Annotated in this window: 18 protein-coding genes and 1 pseudogene; 11 read left to right on the top strand and 8 right to left on the bottom strand. The window is 74.5% G+C overall.

Going from position 1 to position 15,954, the window contains the following annotated elements; translation table 11 throughout:
* Positions 1-321 precede the first annotated feature (321 nt).
* Positions 322-1,983: an FAD-dependent oxidoreductase gene (locus tag ACFPZJ_RS09880; protein ID WP_381019634.1), complete on the bottom strand. Its 1,662-nt coding sequence runs from the start codon at positions 1,981-1,983 to the stop codon at positions 322-324.
* A gap of 251 nt (positions 1,984-2,234) precedes the next feature.
* Here ACFPZJ_RS09880 and ACFPZJ_RS09875 point away from each other — a divergent pair, with 251 nt between their 5' ends.
* Genes ACFPZJ_RS09875 through ACFPZJ_RS09845 form a run of 7 tightly spaced genes read left to right on the top strand, consistent with a single transcriptional unit; the run spans position 2,235 to position 7,522 of the window.
* Positions 2,235-3,386, top strand: a complete 1,152-nt coding sequence (locus tag ACFPZJ_RS09875) for a SchA/CurD-like domain-containing protein (RefSeq protein WP_381019632.1) — start codon at positions 2,235-2,237, stop codon at positions 3,384-3,386.
* 39 nt (positions 3,387-3,425) lie between these two features.
* Positions 3,426-3,851: a cupin domain-containing protein gene (locus tag ACFPZJ_RS09870; protein WP_381019630.1), complete on the top strand. Its 426-nt coding sequence runs from the start codon at positions 3,426-3,428 to the stop codon at positions 3,849-3,851.
* Positions 3,848-5,116: a beta-ketoacyl-[acyl-carrier-protein] synthase family protein gene (locus ACFPZJ_RS09865; RefSeq protein ID WP_381019628.1), complete on the top strand. Its 1,269-nt coding sequence runs from the start codon at positions 3,848-3,850 to the stop codon at positions 5,114-5,116. Before ACFPZJ_RS09870 ends, ACFPZJ_RS09865 begins: the two co-directional genes overlap by 4 nt.
* On the top strand, positions 5,113-6,357 hold the full coding sequence (locus tag ACFPZJ_RS09860) for a beta-ketoacyl synthase N-terminal-like domain-containing protein (protein ID WP_381019626.1): 1,245 nt from the start codon (positions 5,113-5,115) through the stop codon (positions 6,355-6,357). The genes ACFPZJ_RS09865 and ACFPZJ_RS09860 overlap by 4 nt, the downstream gene beginning before the upstream one ends.
* A 58-nt stretch (positions 6,358-6,415) precedes the next feature.
* On the top strand, positions 6,416-6,685 hold the full coding sequence (locus ACFPZJ_RS09855) for an acyl carrier protein (protein ID WP_381020162.1): 270 nt from the start codon (positions 6,416-6,418) through the stop codon (positions 6,683-6,685).
* A 5-nt stretch (positions 6,686-6,690) separates the two neighbouring features.
* Complete coding sequence (locus ACFPZJ_RS09850) at positions 6,691-7,170, top strand: SRPBCC family protein (RefSeq protein WP_381019624.1); 480 nt, start codon at positions 6,691-6,693, stop codon at positions 7,168-7,170.
* Between the two features lie 19 nt (positions 7,171-7,189).
* On the top strand, positions 7,190-7,522 hold the full coding sequence (locus tag ACFPZJ_RS09845) for a TcmI family type II polyketide cyclase (RefSeq protein ID WP_381019622.1): 333 nt from the start codon (positions 7,190-7,192) through the stop codon (positions 7,520-7,522).
* A gap of 152 nt (positions 7,523-7,674) precedes the next feature.
* Here ACFPZJ_RS09845 and ACFPZJ_RS09840 read toward each other — a convergent pair whose 3' ends face one another.
* Both ACFPZJ_RS09840 and ACFPZJ_RS09835 read right to left on the bottom strand, forming a co-directional pair.
* Positions 7,675-7,977: a hypothetical protein gene (locus ACFPZJ_RS09840; RefSeq protein WP_381019620.1), complete on the bottom strand. Its 303-nt coding sequence runs from the start codon at positions 7,975-7,977 to the stop codon at positions 7,675-7,677.
* Complete coding sequence (locus tag ACFPZJ_RS09835) at positions 7,974-8,498, bottom strand: TRM11 family SAM-dependent methyltransferase (protein ID WP_381019618.1); 525 nt, start codon at positions 8,496-8,498, stop codon at positions 7,974-7,976. The genes ACFPZJ_RS09840 and ACFPZJ_RS09835 overlap by 4 nt, the downstream gene beginning before the upstream one ends.
* A gap of 17 nt (positions 8,499-8,515) precedes the next feature.
* Between ACFPZJ_RS09835 and ACFPZJ_RS09830 the strand changes: the two are divergent.
* Positions 8,516-8,944, top strand: a pseudogene (locus ACFPZJ_RS09830) (serine hydrolase); the annotation flags it as partial.
* A 138-nt stretch (positions 8,945-9,082) separates the two neighbouring features.
* Here the strand turns inward: ACFPZJ_RS09830 and ACFPZJ_RS09825 are convergent.
* The 3 genes from ACFPZJ_RS09825 to ACFPZJ_RS09815 form a co-directional block, all read right to left on the bottom strand.
* On the bottom strand, positions 9,083-10,936 hold the full coding sequence (locus ACFPZJ_RS09825; RefSeq protein ID WP_381019617.1) for a hypothetical protein: 1,854 nt from the start codon (positions 10,934-10,936) through the stop codon (positions 9,083-9,085).
* Positions 10,937-11,646: 710 nt separating this feature from the next.
* On the bottom strand, positions 11,647-12,060 hold the full coding sequence (locus tag ACFPZJ_RS09820) for a DUF5994 family protein (RefSeq protein WP_381019615.1): 414 nt from the start codon (positions 12,058-12,060) through the stop codon (positions 11,647-11,649).
* 189 nt (positions 12,061-12,249) lie between these two features.
* Entirely contained in the window at positions 12,250-13,101 is an 852-nt protein-coding gene (locus ACFPZJ_RS09815) for a hypothetical protein (RefSeq protein WP_381019614.1), read from the bottom strand.
* 116 nt (positions 13,102-13,217) lie between these two features.
* Between ACFPZJ_RS09815 and ACFPZJ_RS09810 the strand changes: the two genes are divergently transcribed.
* Positions 13,218-13,589 carry a DUF6479 family protein gene (locus ACFPZJ_RS09810; protein ID WP_381019612.1) on the top strand — a complete coding sequence of 124 codons (372 nt, stop codon included), beginning with the start codon at positions 13,218-13,220 and terminating at the stop codon, positions 13,587-13,589.
* 53 nt (positions 13,590-13,642) lie between these two features.
* Entirely contained in the window at positions 13,643-14,119 is a 477-nt protein-coding gene (locus tag ACFPZJ_RS09805; protein WP_381019610.1) for an FxLYD domain-containing protein, read from the top strand.
* Between the two features lie 350 nt (positions 14,120-14,469).
* Here ACFPZJ_RS09805 and grpE read toward each other — a convergent pair whose 3' ends face one another.
* Together grpE and ACFPZJ_RS09795 are read right to left on the bottom strand one after the other, a co-directional pair.
* On the bottom strand, positions 14,470-14,949 hold the full coding sequence (grpE, locus tag ACFPZJ_RS09800; RefSeq protein ID WP_381019609.1) for a nucleotide exchange factor GrpE: 480 nt from the start codon (positions 14,947-14,949) through the stop codon (positions 14,470-14,472).
* A 73-nt stretch (positions 14,950-15,022) separates the two neighbouring features.
* Positions 15,023-15,403 carry a J domain-containing protein gene (locus tag ACFPZJ_RS09795; RefSeq protein ID WP_381019607.1) on the bottom strand — a complete coding sequence of 127 codons (381 nt, stop codon included), beginning with the start codon at positions 15,401-15,403 and terminating at the stop codon, positions 15,023-15,025.
* A 179-nt stretch (positions 15,404-15,582) separates the two neighbouring features.
* Here ACFPZJ_RS09795 and ACFPZJ_RS09790 point away from each other — a divergent pair, with 179 nt between their 5' ends.
* The gene (locus ACFPZJ_RS09790; RefSeq protein WP_381019605.1) at positions 15,583-15,942 is read left to right on the top strand and encodes a hypothetical protein; all 360 of its coding nucleotides are present in this window, start codon (positions 15,583-15,585) and stop codon (positions 15,940-15,942) included.
* Positions 15,943-15,954: the final 12 nt, after the last annotated feature.

Here is a 15,954-nt window from a genome sequence, read left to right as displayed (position 1 = left end):
TTTCGCCACGCGGTCACGGCACCGGACGGCCACAGGCGCCCTCGCCCGGTCACGCCGGTTCCTCCATCCTGCCGCGAAACCCCCGCCGACCCACGCACGAACGCCTGCGACGCGCGCCCCGTCCGCCGTCCGTACGCGCACGACGCACCTAAGGGCGGCGCGCAGCCCGGGCCACCGACCCACAACCAGGGGCGCCTCGCAGCCCGGGCCACCGACCGCCGCGCGGGCGGCTGGCGGCCCGGCCATCGACCTACGACCAAGGGCGCCTCGCGGGCACCGCGCCGGGCAGCCGGTGCCCGCGCCGTCCCGGCGTCGGGGCCGTCAGCGCAGGGACAGTACCGTCGTCAGGACGTGTCGCAGGGTCGCTTCCGTTTCCTCCGGGGGGATCGGGTCCGTGGTGCGCCAGGCGACGAAACCGTCGGGGCGGACGAGGACCGCGCCGCCGGGGGGTGTGCCGTGGCGGGCCGCCCAGTTCGTGTCGTCCTCGGGGGTGAGGTCGGCGTCGGGGGACGTGCCCACCCGGTACGACACCAGCGGCACGGACAGCTCCTCGGCGAGGCGGGTGGCGGTCTCGTGCCAGGTGTTCGGGGTGTCGGCGTCGCTGAGCAGGACCGGGCAGCGTTCGTAGAGGTCGAGGGTGGAGACCCGCTCGCCCTGCCGATGGACCCACAGGTGGGGTGCCCTGCTGCCGGGCTCGCCCGTCAGGGTCAGGGACTCCGGGACGACCGGGGTGGCGGGGTCGGCCCCCAGGACGGCGCCCTGTGGGTAGCGGTAGCCGAGGGCCACGTTGAGGATGCCGTTCCGGGGGCCGCCGCCGGTGCCGGGGGGCGGGGCGAAGCCGGGGTGGCTGTGCTCGACGGAGCGGGCGGCGGCCCGGGCGCTGGTCGCCTCCGCCACCGGGCGGCGCTCGGCGTCGTAGGTGTCCAGCAGCTCCTCGCCCGCCCAGCCGCCGAGGACGGCGGCCAGCTTCCACGCCAGGTTGTGCGCGTCCTGGATGCCGGTGTTGGAGCCGAACGCCCCCGTGGGGGACATCTCGTGCGCCGAGTCCCCAGCCAGGAAGACCCGTCCGGCCCGGTACTGGCGGGCCACGCGCTGGGCGGCGTGCCAGGGCGCCCGGCCGGTGATCTCCACGTCCAGGTCCGGTACGCCGACCGCGCGGCGGATGTGGTCCGCGCACCGCTCGTCGGTGAACTCCTCCAGGGTCTCGCCCTGTTCCGGGTGCCAGGGGGCGTGGAAGACCCAGTGCTCGCGGTTGTCCACCGGCAGCAGCGCCCCGTCGGCGCCCGGGCTGGTCAGGTAGCAGACGATGAAGTGCCGGTCGCCCACCACGTCGGCCAGCGCGCGGGAGCGGAAGGTGATGCTGATGTTGTGGAACAGGTCGCCGGGGCCGCTCTGTCCGATGCCGAGCTGCTCGCGGACGGGGCTGCGGGGGCCGTCCGCCGCGACGAGGTAGTCGGCGCGGATGGTGGTGTGCTCGCCCGTCTCCCGGCTCTTGACGACGGCCGTGACCCCGGTGGCGTCGCTCTCGAACGACATCAGCTCGGTGGCGAAACGCAGATCGCCGCCGAAGTTCACGGCGTGGTCGAGCAGGACCGGCTCCAGGTCGTTCTGGCTGCACAGGCACCAGGAGCTCGGGCTGAAGCGGGCCAGTCCGCCGCCCGGGTCGATCTCCCGGAACAGCCATTCCCCCGCGTCGCCGACCAGGGTGGGCGTCTGGAGGATGCCGTGGTTGCCGGCCAGCGTGGCCGCGGCCTGCCGGATCCCCGGCTCGACGCCCGCCACCCGGTACAGCTCCATGGTGCGGACGTTGTTGCCGCGCCCGCGGGGGTGGATGGAGGTCCCCGCGTGCCGCTCCACCAGCGTGTGCGGCACGCCGAGCCGGCCCAGGAACACGGACGTCGACAGGCCGACCAGCGAACCTCCGACGACGAGGACCGGGACCCGGTGGACGGTGTCTCCGTTCTGATCGGCTCGTGTGTTCATCTCTCTCCTCCAGCACGTGGTGTCCGCCGTCCCGGCCGGTGCCGGACGGGCCGTGTCGGCCGGTTCCGGCCGGGGACATCCATGCCCCGCGAGGCCCGGGCGGGCCGCCCGGCGCCGCACACTTCACCCGCTTAACCCGTTGCGTTCGCGCGACCCCGGAGCACACCCGACGATCGTGCTCACGGGCCGACGCGCCCCGTCACCCGACGCGACGGTCGCTCTCGCCGTTCCCCGAGGAAGAGGTGTGCCGCATGACGGTCTCCCCCGCTGTGTCGACGGTCCCGCACCGCGACTGCGCAGTTCCGCTCACCGCGTTCGACGGGTCCCGGCTGCGGGTCGTGCTGATGCTGGACATCCGCGACGGCACACAGCAGGAGTTCCTGGACGCCTACGAGCGGATGCGCGACCGCGTCGCTTCCGTGCCCGGGCACATCAGCGACCAGCTGTGCCAGTCCCTGGAAAACCCCACCCAGTGGCTCATCACCAGCGAGTGGGAGAGCGCGCCGCCGTTCCTCGCCTGGGTGAACAGCGAGGAGCACCTGGAGACGGTCAAGCCCATGGAGGACTGCGTCCGTGACACCCGCTCGATGCGCTACTCCGTGCTGCGCGAGACCTTCAGCGGGCGCGCCGGGACGGAACCGGCGCCGCTCGGCGGGGCGGAGCCGGCGCCCCGGGTCGGCGGCAACGTCGTCCGGCACGCCATCACCTTCACCGTCCGCCCCGGCAGCGAGCCGGAGGTCGCGAGGATCCTCTCCGACTACGCCTCCCCCGAGGCCCGCGTGGACAACACCACACGGCTGCTGCGCACCTCCCTGTTCCTGCACGGCAACCGGGTCGTGCGGGCGGTGGAGGTGCAGGGCGACCTGCAGGCCGCGCTGCGGCACGTCGCGCGGCAGCCCGAGGTGCGTGCCGTGGAGGAGGCCATCAACCCGTACCTGGAGCAGGACCGGGACCTCACCGACCCTCAGTCGGCCCGGCTGTTCTTCACCCGCGCCGCGCTGCCCGCCGTCCACCACGTGACGGCCGGGCTCCCCACGGACGACGTACAGCGGCTGGCGCTGTTCTACCCGGCGCGCCCCGGCTCCGGCCAGGCGCTCGCCCGGCTGCTGGCCCGCCAGGACCAGGACGTCGCCGGCGCCCCGGACAGCCCGGTGGTGGCCTGCACCGTCTTCCACCGGGACGACCTCGTCGTCCGGCTCGTCGACACCGCGGGCGCCCCCGAGCAGGCACCCGCGTCCGTCCTGGCCCTGCCCGGGCCGGACGCCCTCGCCGAGGCCGGACGGCTGCTGGACACGGCCGCCCTCGGGCTCGACGGGCCCCTGACGGACGACCGGGACTTGCCGGGGCTTCTCGCGCAGGCCCGGATGCGGCCCCTCACCGACCGCCGGGCGCCTACCTCCTGACGCCCCGCACCTCATCCCCTCTATCTGGGAGTGAACGACATGGCAGAACAGCAGGCACGCATCGTCGGCTTCGACGAGATCGCGCCCAACCGACGGCGCGGCGGAGACGTCCGGGCCCTGCTCACGCCCACGACCGCCGGATCGACCAGTGGGTTCATGGGCATGGCCGTCGTACGGCCCGGGGAGCGCATCGGCGAGCACTACCACCCGTACTCCGAGGAGTTCGTGTTCGTCACCGACGGCGTCTTCGAGGTGGACCTGGACGGGGAGCCGCATCCGCTGCGCACCGGCCAGGGCCTGTTCATCCCGAAGAACGTACGGCACCGCTTCCGCAACGCCGGTGACGTCGAGGCGCGCCTCGTCTTCCACCTGGGACCGCTGGCGCCCCGGCCGGAACTCGGGCACGTCGACACCGAGGAGACCGGGGACGACCGGGACACCGCACCGGCCGGGGCGGTGTCATGACCCGGCGGGTCGCCGTCAGCGGGATAGGCGTGGTCGCCCCGGGCGGCATCGGCTCGGCACGGTTCTGGGACCTGCTGGCCGGGGGCCGTACGGCCACACGCCGGATATCGCTCTTCGACCCGGTGGGGCTGCGTTCCCAGATCGCCGCCGAGTGCGACTTCGACCCCGCGGGCCACGGACTGGACGCGGAGACCGTCGAACGATGCGACCGGTACGTGCAGTTCGCGCTGGTCGCCGCCGACGAGGCGGTCCGCGACGCGGGCCTCGACCCGTCGGCCGAGGACCCCTGGCGGATGGGCGCGGTGCTCGGCACCGCGGTCGGTGGCACCACCCGCCTGGAGCACGACTACGTCCTGGTCAGCGAGCGCGGCTCCCGCTGGGACGTCGACGACCGTCGGGCCGGCCCGCACCTGCACCGCGCCTTCACGCCCGCCACGCTCGCCTCCGCCGTGGCCGAACGGTTCGGCGCGCACGGCCCGGTGCAGACCGTCTCCACCGGCTGCACCTCCGGGCTGGACGCGGTGGGCTACGCCTACCACGCCATCGCCGAGGGCCGCGCCGACGTGTGCATCGCGGGCGCCTCGGACTCGCCGATCTCCCCGATCACCATGGCGTGCTTCGACGCCATCAAGGCGACCTCGCCGAACAACGACGACCCGGCGCACGCCTCCCGTCCCTTCGACGCCCGGCGTGACGGTTTCGTGATGGGCGAGGGCGGCGCGGTGCTGGTCCTGGAGGAGCTGGAGCACGCCCGGGCCCGCGGCGCGGACGTGTACTGCGAGATCGGCGGCTACGCCACCTTCGGCAACGCCCACCACATGACCGGGCTGACCCGGGAGGGACTGGAGATGGCGCGGGCCATCGACACCGCCCTGGAGATGGCCCGCCTGAACGGCGCGGACATCGACTACGTCAACGCACACGGCTCGGGCACCCAGCAGAACGACCGTCACGAGACGGCGGCGGTCAAGCGGTCGCTGGGCGACCACGCGTACCGGACGCCGATGAGCTCGATCAAGTCGATGGTGGGCCACTCGCTCGGCGCGATCGGCTCGATCGAGGTCGTCGCGTGCGTGCTCGCCCTGGCGCACAAGGTGGTGCCGCCGACGGCCAACTACGAGACACCGGACCCCGAGTGCGACCTGGACTACGTGCCGCGCGTGGCACGCGAGCGGGAGCTGCGCAGCGTGCTGTCGGTGGGCAGCGGCTTCGGCGGCTTCCAGTCCGCGGTCGTGCTGACCGGGCCGGAAAGGAGGCTGAGATGAGCGAGCCACGACGAGCGGTCGTCACGGGACTCGGTGTCGTCGCACCGCACGGCATCGAGGCGGAGACGTTCTGGAAGACGACCGCGAACGGCACCAGCAGTCTGGCCCCGATCGACCGGGACGGCTGCGACCACCTGCCGCTGCGGATCGCGGGCCAGGTGCGCGACTTCGACGCCTCGGACCTGATCGAGGAGACGTACCTCGTCCAGACCGACCGCTTCACGCACTTCGCGATGGCGGCCGCCCAACTCGCCCTGGACGACGCCCGGCTGGCCCGGGCCGACATCGCGTCACCGTACTCGGTGGGCGTGGTCACGGCCGCCGGGTCCGGCGGCGGCGAGTTCGGCCAGCGCGAGCTGCAGAAGCTGTGGGGGCAGGGCTCGAAGTACGTAGGCCCCTACCAGTCGATCGCCTGGTTCTACGCGGCGAGCACCGGCCAGATCTCCATCCGGGGCGGCTTCAAGGGGCCCTGCGGTGTGGTGACCGCCGACGAGGCGGGCGGCCTGGACGCCCTCGCGCACGCCGCGGCGGCCGTACGACGCGGCACGGACACCGTCGTCGTCGGCGCGACCGAGGCCCCGCTGGCGCCATACTCGATGGTCTGCCAGCTGGGCTACCCGGAGCTGAGCCGGAGCGACGACCCGGAGCGGGCCTACCGTCCCTTCACCTCCGCCGCCTGCGGGTTCGTCCCCGCCGAGGGCGGGGCGATGTTCGTCCTGGAGGCGGAGCGGGCGGCCCGCGAGCGCGGTGCCGACACCCGGGCGACGGTAGCCGGCCACGCGGCCACGTTCACCGGCGCCTCCCGCTGGGAGGAGTCCCGGGAGGGCCTCGCCCACGCGATCCGCGCGGCGCTGGCGGAGGCCGGCTGTCGCGCCGAGGACGTGGACGTGGTCTACGCCGACGCCCTCGGTGTCCCGGAGGCCGACCGGGCGGAGGCGCTGGCCCTGGCCGACGCCCTCGGCCCGCACGCCCGGCGGGTCCCCGTCACCGCGCCGAAGACGGGCATGGGACGGGCGTTCTGCGCGGCGGCGGTGCTCGACGTGGCGACGGCGGTGCTCGCCATGGAGCACGACCTGATCCCGCCGACGCCGAACGTCTTCGACGTCTGCCACGACCTGGACCTGGTGGTCGGGCGCGCCCGCCCCGCCGAGCACCGCACGGCCCTGGTCCTCAGCCGCGGCCTCATGGGCTGCAACGCGGCGCTGGTGCTGCGCAAGGGAGCGGCACCGATCCCCGAGTAGGCCGACGGCCTTCCGACCCACCGATCCGAGCACGAAGGAGCGCATGCACATGACCGACATGACCGAACGCGTGACCTACCAGGTGACCTACGAGGACCTGTCCACCCTGATGAAGCGCACCGCGGGCGTCCACGTCGACCCGCTCGACCTGGAGGCGCGGGCCGGCGAGGGCTTCGACTCCTTCGGCCTGGACTCGCTGGGCCTGCTCGGCATCGTGGCCGAACTGGAGAAGCGCCACGGCGTGGGCCTGCCGGAGCAGGTGGAGCGCTGCAAGACCCCGGAGGCGTTCCTGGCCACGGTCAACGACGCGCTGACGACGGGGGTGTGAGGGACATGGCCGGACACACCGAGAACGAGATCACCATCGCCGCACCGTTCGACCTGGTCTGGGACATGACCAACGACGTGGAGAACTGGCCGCGGCTGTTCAGCGAGTACGCCACGGCCGAGATCCTCGAACGCGACGGCGACCGCGTCACCTTCCGGCTCACCATGCACCCGGACGAGCAGGGCCGGGTGTGGAGCTGGGTCTCCGAACGCACCGCGGACCGCGCGGCCCGCACGGTCCGCGCCCACCGCGTCGAGACCGGCCCGTTCGAGTACATGAAGATCCACTGGTCGTACGACGAGACGCCCGAGGGCGTGCGGATGCGCTGGGTCCAGGACTTCGCGATGAAGCCCGACGCCCCCGTCGACGACGCCGGCATGACCGACATGATCAACCGCAACTCCCGCACCCAGCTGGCCCTCATCCGCGACCGGATCGAACAGGCGGCGGGCGAGCGGCGGACGGCCGCGGCAGTGGCCGACTGAATCCACGAAGGGCAGTCTCATGCACCACACGCTGATCGTCGCCCGGATGCAGCCCGGCGCGGCCCCGGACATCGCGAAGGTGTTCGCCGAGTCCGACCGCGGCGAACTCCCCCACCTCGTGGGGGTCACCCGCCGCCGCCTCTTCGAGTTCGGCGACGTGTACCTCCACCTCATCGAGAGCGCGGAGGACCCGTCCCCCGCCATCGCCCGGCTGACGGACCACCCGGAGTTCCGCGACGTCAGCGAACGCCTCTCCGCGTACGTGTCGGCGTACGACCCGGAGACCTGGCGGAGCCCCAAGGACGCGATGGCGCACTGCTTCTACCGCTGGGACCGGGACACGGCGCGCTGAACACCCGCCCACGGACCCCCGGGCCACGGCCCGGGGGTTCAGCGCGCGTCCGTCCCGGAACGGACGCGCGCGGACGCATCGCCTCACGGTCGACGGGGTGCGTCTGACGCAGGGCGGGCAGCTGCGACGGCGCTGCCCGGCCTCCAGAACCGCTATTCCTGGACCGGCAGGTGCGGGTGCGTGCCGAGGAAGACCAGGTAGGCGACCGCCGCCGCCGTTCCCAGCAGGGACAGCGCGGCTCCCGTCACCGCGCGCGGCCGGCTCGTACGGCCGTCCGCCGAGGAGCGGTACTCCAGCCACGCCCGCGTCAGGCCGGTCAGCCCCAGCGGCAGGGCGAGGAAGGCGACCAACGCCCACAAGGGGCAGCAGATCCAGCACGCCAGGGACGCCCCGCCGCACCAGACGGCGAGTCCGGGCCTCTCGCGCGTCTCGTCGCAGGCGGGGGCAGAACTCACGGGCCGATCAAAGCAGAGCCCGCCCGCGAGCGTGCCGCCGGGAGGGGCGCCAGCTGGACGACGTACGGCTGCGCTCCGAAGAGGCGTACGCGGCACAGGTGGACCGGGGTGAGGTCGTGGCGCAGGGCCGTGGTCAGGGCGGTCGGGTCGGGGAGGAGGAGGACGGCCGTGCCGTCGGGGGCCAGGACGCGGCGCAGCTCCCGCCACCAGCGGTCGGGGGCCGTGGCGAGCAGGCCGCCGGGGTGAACCTGGGTGCCCCACGGCGGGTTGCACAGGACGCGGTCGGCGGTGCCGTCGGGGAGAGGGAGACGGCCCGCGTCGGCCCGGTGGACGGTGAGGGGCGGGGCGGCAGCGGCGGCGGCCGCGTTGGCGCGGGCCGTCGCCACCGCCTCCCGGGACAGGTCGAACCCCTCGCAGCGGGCACCGGGGTGGGCGAGCGCCGCCTCGATCAGCAGCGTGCCGGCGCCGCAGCACGGGTCGAGGACGCGGTGACCCGGGCGGATGCCGGCGAGTGCCGCCATCGCGGCGGGTGCAGGGTGAGGACGCCGGCCCCGGCGGCGCGCGGGCGCTGGCCGACCCGCACGTCATCAGCCGGCTCAGGGCTCTCGACCCGGCCCGCACCAACCGCAGCACACCGCGGGACATGACCCGGCTGCTCGGCGCGGTCTGGCGCGACGAGGCCTGCCCACCGGAGCACGGCGCCGCCATCCGCCGCGTCCTCGGCCTGCAGGTCTGGCCGCACCGCATCGCCTCCGGTCTTCCCTTCGACGACGTGCACGTCGCGGGCAGGACCGGCAGTCTGCCGACCGTACGGAACGAGGTCGGTGTCGTGGAGTACCCCGACGGGGGCCGCTACGCCGTCGCCGTCTTCACCCGCACCGCCCACACCGCCCACACGCTTCCGGCGGCCGACGCCGTCATCGGCACGGCGGCCCGTATCGCCGTCGACGCGTTGCGCGCGCCCTGAGACCCGCTTTCCCCCGTCGACGGCGTCGGCGAGGGCATCGGCGGGTGGCGCGGGCGGCAGCGGCCGGAACGACGACTGCCCGCACCCGGTGAGCGGGTGCGGGCAGTGGCGCGTGCCTGTGGTGCGTATGACCGGCCGTCAGCCGTGCGTTCCCCGGCGCGCCTTCAGCCGGGGCCCGAAGCGGACGGCCGCCAGGCCTGCCGCCGCGAGGGCCGCGGCCACGGCCATCAGGAGGCCGGCCCCGCCCGCCCCGGTCGAGGCGAGGCTGCCGCCGAGGTCGGTCGAGGTGCCGCCGCCCGAGCCGTCACCGGTCGATCCGCCGGTGCCGGCGCTGTCCGAGGGGCTCGGCTCGGCCGAGGCGGTCGGCTCCCCGGAGGGCGTCGCGTCGTCCGGTTCCGACGCGACCTTGAGGTGGAAGGCGGCCTCGGCGTCGCCGGTGGTGGCGTAGACCTCGTACGAGCCCTCCGTGTCGCCGGCGGTCAGCCGGGGCGCCGTCGCCAGGCCCTCGTCGTCGGTCTTGACGCGGACGACGCGGTCACCGCCCTCGAAGCGGGGGCTTCCGTCGGTGAAGTCGAAGACCTCGAAGGTGACGGTGGCGCCCTGCGCCGGGGTGCCCGCGTCGGTCACCAGGACCCGCAGGTCGTCCGAGAAGTCCGCGCCCGGAGCGGCCACCTGGCCGTCGCCCTCGGCGACGGTCACCTCGTACTCCGCCTCACGCACCTCGACGGTGAAGGTCGTCGACGCGCCGCCGACGGCCGCCCGCACGGTGAACCTGCCGTCCTTCGAACCCCACACGGCCGGGGACACGGCACGTCCCCGCGCGTCGGTCGCCACGACGGCCTTCCGGTCCTCGCGGTCGCCGAAGTACACGCCGAGTCCGTCCGGGTCCTCGATCGTGTACGTCACGGACGCGTTCGCGACCGGGTCGCCGTCCTTGTCGCGGGCCTCGACCCCGAACGGGGCGACCTCGCCGAACGAGTGGACGACCTGGTCGGCGCCGGAGACCTGGGTCAGGTCGGCGATCGCGGCGGTGTCCCACTGCAGGACGATGCGGCCGGGGCCGCCGGGCGCGTTGGCGCCGCCCTCCGCCACACCGGAGTTGACCGGGTCGCCGGAGGGAGCCCAGAACGGGTCCGTCTTCTCCGGGGGCTTGGTGCCGTTGCCGACGACGAGACGGGCCTCGGTCACCCGGTCCGGGTCGGTGTAGCTGGAGCCGCCGCCCCCGCTGCCGGTGGTGCCCTTGCTGGAGACGGTGTCGGAGCCGGTGCCACCGCCGCCGCCCGCGTAGCCGGCGCCGCCGCCGCCCCCGCCGCCGTTGCTGCCGTCTCCTCCGTCGCCGCCCGCGCCGCCCGCGGAGTGGTCGGCGCCCGCGGCTCCGTTGCCGGCGCCCGCACCGCCCTTCGCGCCGGTCGCGCCCTTGCCGCCGCGGCCGGGCTCCGAGGCGTCCGAGCCGTTGACGCCGCCGGCGGCGCCCGCTTGGGCGTGCGCGGTCCAGTCGCCGCCACCGCCGCCACCGCCGCCGGCGATGACCAGCGGCTTACCGGTGCCGGTGCGGATGCCGCTGCTGTTGCCGCCGCGGTCGGCCGTGGTGGTGCCGCCCTTGCCGCCGCGCGCGTCACCGAACCGCGGCCCGCCGACGTTGATCCTCAGCTTCTCCCCGGCGGTGACACCGAGGGTGCCGGCGACGAACCCGCCCGCACCGCCGGACGCCATGGAGTTGCCCGTGCCGCCCTCGCCCCACACCCGTACGTTCAGCTCCGTCACACGGGACGGAACCTGGAAGTCCTGCGCGCCTCCCGTCGGGACGAAGAGCCGGCAGCCCTCGAACCCCTCCGTCGGCGTGCACGCCGTCCCGGCGGGCGCCGCGGGGTCCGCGGCCGTCGCGGCCGGAGCCGCCGTCAGCAGACCCCCGCCGCTCAGCGCGACGAGGGTCAGTGCGGCGGCACCCCGCCGGAATCTGCCGCGGCGCGGCATGGAAGAACCCTGATGCATCGCTCGTGACTCCCCACCCGGACAGCTCCCCCCTGGGAGCCCGTGATCATGCCCGCGCCAGCTTACCTACGCACCCGCACCCTGTTGAGTCATTTGTTCGAGAAAGAGCTCTCTGAGGCGCAGGCCCCATAGGGGAGGCGTCGCACCCCCTGACGCCCGTGCCGGTGTCCGTACGCCGCGGCGGTTCCCCGTGCGGGGAGGCCGGTCCGGGCTCCCGAGCTGCACACGTGGGGACGCGACGGCCCGGCCCGGTCTCCCTCTGGCCGCAGACTCGCACGGGGCCCGGGCGCCCGCCGCCGGGGCGGGGCCGAACGGGCGGCTCTGTGACGATGAGCGGCATGTCGACCGTCGCCCCGCCAGCGGTACCGGCCCGCGCCGCGCTGCACGCCTGCATCCTGGGCCCGGAGATGTTGCCGCGGACCCGCCGGGCCCGCGCCGCCTTCGGCACCACCGCCGAGTTCGCCGCCGGGACCCTGGACGCCGGCCGCCGGCCAGGGCCCGTACAACGGCTGACCGCCGGACCGGTGCGGGGCGCGGTGGCGTCCGACCCGGCCGGATTCCCGGGGTCGGTGTTCTTCCTGGTGTGCGTGGCCGTGGCCGGGCTGTGCGGGGCCCGCCACGGCCGGGCGCGGCACCCTCTTCGCGCAGACCGTACCGGCCCTGGCCGCCCTGGCCCTGGTGCTGCTCGCGCACTGAGGCCGGGCGGGTGTCTACGTGCCCTGGGTCACCGCCCGTTCCATGAGCCGGCCGGCCTCCGCCTCCGTCGCGCCCGGCGGCACCACCAGCAGGTCCCAGCGGCCGCGGCCGGGCGCGAGCAGGCAGAGGGCGTGGAACGCCTTCGGCGACTGGGTGCGCCGGACCCGCACCGGCTGCCCGGCGACGATCATCCGCTCCGGGCAGGCGGTCCAACCGCCCCCGTCGACCCGGACGCTGCTGATCCGCCCCCAGGCGCACGGCAGTTCGCCGAGCAAGCCGGGCAGTTCGGCGGCCAGGTCGTACGTCCACGGCCACCAGGCGCCGTCGATACGGCGGGCCGTGCGGTCGGCGTGCTGCTGTGCCGCGAGCCGCAGCCGGACCCCGGACGGGGCGGGCGGCGGGGACGCAGGCGTCGGGGCGGACGTCATCGTGGCTCCTGCGGGACGGGAACGGGGCCGAGAAGGTGGCGGAGCCGCGAGCCCGGTGCGGTGGGGGGTGTCCTGGTGCGCGGAGGGTCGTCGTGCGCCGAGGGCGAGACCGGTTCGGCCACCGGTTGCGGCATACCCGCCCCCGGGGGGCCGAACCCCGGGGGCGGGGCCGGGGCGTCCCCGCGTACGTCAGTAGCCGTAGCGGCTCTTCAGGTGGCGCCAGAAGTCACGCAGCATCCACGTGTCGAACTCGGTGATGCGGGTGGCGCTGCCCGCCTTCATCAGGAAGCAGCACTGGCCGGTCGGCGTCCAGTCGTAGAAGTCGTCGAGCCCGAAGGTGTGGCCGACCTCGTGCAGGTAGATGTGGATGTCCTCCTGGTTCAGGGCGCCGGTGAAGTACTCCTGGCCCAGGCGCTGGCCCCAGTCGCCGCCCGCGCCGCCCTGGAAGCCCTTGGTCAGCCACAGCGACTGGTCGTAGTGGCGGGCCGCGCCGCCCGGGCACCTGGAGTAGTCGCCGTCCTGGTGGAAGAAGCGGCCGCAGTCGGGCGCGCACTGCGGGGCGCCGCCGCTGTCGAGGATGCCGGTGTGGATGTCGACGGAGTCGTCGGTCCACTGGAGGGTGGAGCGGTTCTTGACCGCCCAGCCGACGACGTTGACCCGGACCGTGGGGTACGGCCAGGCGTTGTGGCCCTTGCCGTTCTCCACCAGGGCGGACATCCACTTGCCGAACTGCTTCTTCAGCGCCGCGTGGATCCGGTCGCGCAGGGCGGCGCTGACCGGGGCGTCCGACTCCCAGCGCACGCAGTAGTGGACGCTGCCCCGGTTGGCCATGATCTGGTCCCAGCCGTAGTTGCGGAAGCCGTACAGGTCCGGGTAGGTCGACTCGACGTGCCGCCACACCTCGTTCAGTGGCTGGACGAGGTGCGCGGGCGGGTTCCACTGGTCGGCGGCCTGCGCCCGGCCGGCCGACAGAGCGGGCGTGGCGGCCAGGGCCGCCAGCGCGGCGAGATGGGCGAGCAGCCGTGCGAGGTGTCTGCGCATGGTGATCTCCTCGTGGGGGGGGAACGGGCTCTCCCCCCGGAGGTCGCCACCAAAGCCGTCCAAGTTGCCCGGGCAAACCAGGCGCTTATTCGCATTCCGTCGGCGATAATCGGAACATGAGTACGGCAACGAATCTGCTGGCCGCGTCTGCCGATCACGCGTTCGCCGTGACCGTGGCCTTCATCGGCGGGCTGGTCATCGCCTGCGCGCTGATCTGGGCCGTACGCGTCGGCATGCGCGTCATGGACACGGACACGCACCACCCCTCCCCCGAGGAGCAGCCGCACCTGCCCGAGGGCGGCCCGATCCGCGAGATCCGGGAGATGCGGGAGCCGGACGAGGTGCCGGTCGTGACCGACGACAACCAACGCCTCCTGCCCCACGAGCTCCACCGGGCACAGACCAGGACGGGGAAGGACCAGCACCGGCGCCGGTGGACGCCGGGGTCCAGCGGCTCCTTCGGCAGCGGGGGCCTGGGACACGTGTGATCCGTGCGGGCCGCCCCACCGGCCGGCGCGGCGGCCCCTCTCCGGGAGGCGACATGGCCGGTCATCGCACACGCCGGGCGAGCGCCGCGGCGGCACTGGCGGCCGTGCTCGGCGTCGTGCTGGCCGGCTGCACCGACAGTCCCTCGGAGACGGCGCGCCGGGCCGAGTCGGCGGTCGAGTCGGTGGCCTCGCAGGCCTCCGAGGCGCTGGAGTCGGCGACGGCGGAGGCCGACCGCAGGCTCGACGACATCAAGGGCGGCGTCGACGCCAAGGACCAGGTGCGGCTCGGTGCGCCGACCGTCACCGACGGCCGGGCCTCGGTCGAGGTCACCGCCCGCAACACCGCCGACTCGGCGAAGTCCTTCGCGGTGCAGGTCGAGTTCACCGACCGGGACGGCAACCTGCTCGACACGGTCGTCGTCACCCTCGACGACGTGCCCCCGGGCAGGTCCGCCGAGGCCACCGCCCGCGGCACCCACGACCTGTCCGGCGACATCCGCGCGGAGCTGGGCAGGGCCCTGCGCTACTGACCGGACCCGACGCCACCCTGACGACCGGCGCGCACACCGGCCACCAAGACGTCAGCCAGCTCACTGGCCGCGCTCACGCCGTCGGTCGCCTACCCGGGCTATCTCGACGACGCCCTCCGAACCGGGGGCGACGGTCGCCCCAGCCCACAGCTCACGGTCGTCGGCCACCGCCGACGGGCCGGGCCCCACAGAGGCCGAGCACGTCCGCGACGGCTGTCGCGGACGCTGTCCCGCTAGACCCGGTCATCGTCGCGGAGCTCCCTGTGCGGACGGCTCCGATGCCCCTGGGAGCTCTTCTCGCGGGACGTTCCCGCAGGTGGCCGGCGGTGGTGGGCCGTACGGGTGCCCGTTCAGCCCGCCGCCCGGTCCCCGGCCCGCGACGGCGGGGGCCCCGTGACCTCGACCTGGGCCGGGCGCAGCAGCCGCTCTCCCAGCCGGTAGCCGGGGCGCAGGATCGCCGTGCAGACGAGCCGGTCGGCGCCCGGGGAGACATGGTGGGTCAGCGCCTCGTGACGGGTCGGGTCGAAGGGGTCCCCGACCTCCCCGAACTCCACCAGCCCCAGCGAACCGGCCTGGCCCGCCAGTGTCTCGGCGATGTCCCGCAGCCCCGGCGTGAGGGGCTCGTGCTCGCAGGCGCGGTCCACGGCGTCCAGCACCGGCAGGAGCGCGGTCAGCACGTTGACGACCGCGATCTCCCGCACGGCCAGCCGGTCGCGCCGCACCCGCTTGCGGTAGTTGTCGTACTCGGCCTTCACCCGCTGCAGGTCGGCGGTGCGCTCCTGCAACAGGCGGTGCAGTTCCTCCGTGCTCCGCTGGGGGCCGCGGTCCATGGTCAGCCTGCCCTGTCGGCCTTGCCGTCGTCGACGTTCTCGGCGCCCGAACCACCCGTCCGGATAGCGCTGTTCACGACCCGCGCTCCCACCGGACCGGACCGGCCCGCAGCGGCGGCTCGGGTGCCGGGTTTCCGAAGAGGCCGGGCAGCCGGAACGGCCAGGGGGCCGGCGGAGCGGGAGCCGGGCGCGGTGCGCGGGCCGGGCGGGGGGCGGGGGCGGCGCGCGTGCGGTCGTACGCCGCCCGCAGCCCGGGGTCGCGGAGGGTCTCGTACGCCGTGCGCAGTCTGCCGAACCGCTCGGCGGTGACGGCGTCGACACGGGCGTCGGGCCGCAGTTCCCGCACCAGGTGGCGGAAGGCGGAGGTGATCACCTCGGCGGACGCCGAGGGGTCGACCCCGAGCACCACGTAGGGGTCCTCGGCCATGTCGGCCGTGTCAGCCACGTTCGGCATCTGCGTCAGCCACCTCCCCGCCCCCTGCGACCTGCGGTTCGGACCCTTCTTGCCTCATAGCCTGAATAAAACTTGAGCGTCCTCTTGTCAAGCCTGGCGGGGCCGGCGGCGGACGGGGTGGCGCCGCCGGGGAGACCGGAGCAAGGTGGGAGAAGCAGGTCGGATGGAGGTGTGCCGCAGTGATCACCGAACTTGCCGTCGAACGAGTCGAGTTCACCTGTGGTTCGTGCTGGCACCGCTGGAGCGTCGACTACGACGTCCAGCGCTACCTGGACGGCCACGGGGACGAATGGGAGTACTTCTACCGGGACAACACCGCCGTCCCGTCCCCGTACACCCCGCAGGGGGCACCGCCCTGCGAGCACTGCGGGCGCCGCTGGGTGGGCCGCCTCGTGGCCCGGCGTCCGGTCCCGCTGCCCGGCACGGCCGGCGCCCCGCGCAGCCGTGTCCCGACGGAGGGATCGCACCGCCCCGAACGCCACACGGCTCCACTGCTGGAGGCCGGCGGCCATCCGCAGCCGACGCCCGAGACCCGGTGAGGCCCCCGGGGT

Origin of the sequence: Streptomyces bullii, from assembly GCF_042657145.1 — a bacterium.
GTDB classification, from domain to species: Bacteria; Actinomycetota; Actinomycetes; order Streptomycetales; family Streptomycetaceae; genus Streptomyces; species Streptomyces bullii.
Note: the sequence above shows the minus strand (reverse complement) of the source record. Positions and strands in the feature narration are given on the sequence as shown.

Bases quoted from the DNA above. Each gene is read 5' to 3' on its own strand.
- ACFPZJ_RS09880 (WP_381019634.1), bottom strand. From the start codon at position 1,983: ATGAACACACGAGCCGATCAGAACGGAGACACCGTCCACCGGGTCCCG.
- ACFPZJ_RS09875 (WP_381019632.1), top strand. From the start codon at position 2,235: ATGACGGTCTCCCCCGCTGTGTCGACGGTCCCGCACCGCGACTGCGCA.
- ACFPZJ_RS09870 (WP_381019630.1), top strand. From the start codon at position 3,426: ATGGCAGAACAGCAGGCACGCATCGTCGGCTTCGACGAGATCGCGCCC.
- ACFPZJ_RS09865 (WP_381019628.1), top strand. From the start codon at position 3,848: ATGACCCGGCGGGTCGCCGTCAGCGGGATAGGCGTGGTCGCCCCGGGC.
- ACFPZJ_RS09860 (WP_381019626.1), top strand. From the start codon at position 5,113: ATGAGCGAGCCACGACGAGCGGTCGTCACGGGACTCGGTGTCGTCGCA.
- ACFPZJ_RS09855 (WP_381020162.1), top strand. From the start codon at position 6,416: ATGACCGAACGCGTGACCTACCAGGTGACCTACGAGGACCTGTCCACC.
- ACFPZJ_RS09850 (WP_381019624.1), top strand. From the start codon at position 6,691: ATGGCCGGACACACCGAGAACGAGATCACCATCGCCGCACCGTTCGAC.
- ACFPZJ_RS09845 (WP_381019622.1), top strand. From the start codon at position 7,190: ATGCACCACACGCTGATCGTCGCCCGGATGCAGCCCGGCGCGGCCCCG.
- ACFPZJ_RS09835 (WP_381019618.1), bottom strand. From the start codon at position 8,498: ATGGCGGCACTCGCCGGCATCCGCCCGGGTCACCGCGTCCTCGACCCG.
- ACFPZJ_RS09825 (WP_381019617.1), bottom strand. From the start codon at position 10,936: ATGCATCAGGGTTCTTCCATGCCGCGCCGCGGCAGATTCCGGCGGGGT.
- ACFPZJ_RS09820 (WP_381019615.1), bottom strand. From the start codon at position 12,060: ATGACGTCCGCCCCGACGCCTGCGTCCCCGCCGCCCGCCCCGTCCGGG.
- ACFPZJ_RS09815 (WP_381019614.1), bottom strand. From the start codon at position 13,101: ATGCGCAGACACCTCGCACGGCTGCTCGCCCATCTCGCCGCGCTGGCG.
- ACFPZJ_RS09810 (WP_381019612.1), top strand. From the start codon at position 13,218: ATGAGTACGGCAACGAATCTGCTGGCCGCGTCTGCCGATCACGCGTTC.
- ACFPZJ_RS09805 (WP_381019610.1), top strand. From the start codon at position 13,643: ATGGCCGGTCATCGCACACGCCGGGCGAGCGCCGCGGCGGCACTGGCG.
- grpE (WP_381019609.1), bottom strand. From the start codon at position 14,949: ATGGACCGCGGCCCCCAGCGGAGCACGGAGGAACTGCACCGCCTGTTG.
- ACFPZJ_RS09795 (WP_381019607.1), bottom strand. From the start codon at position 15,403: ATGCCGAACGTGGCTGACACGGCCGACATGGCCGAGGACCCCTACGTG.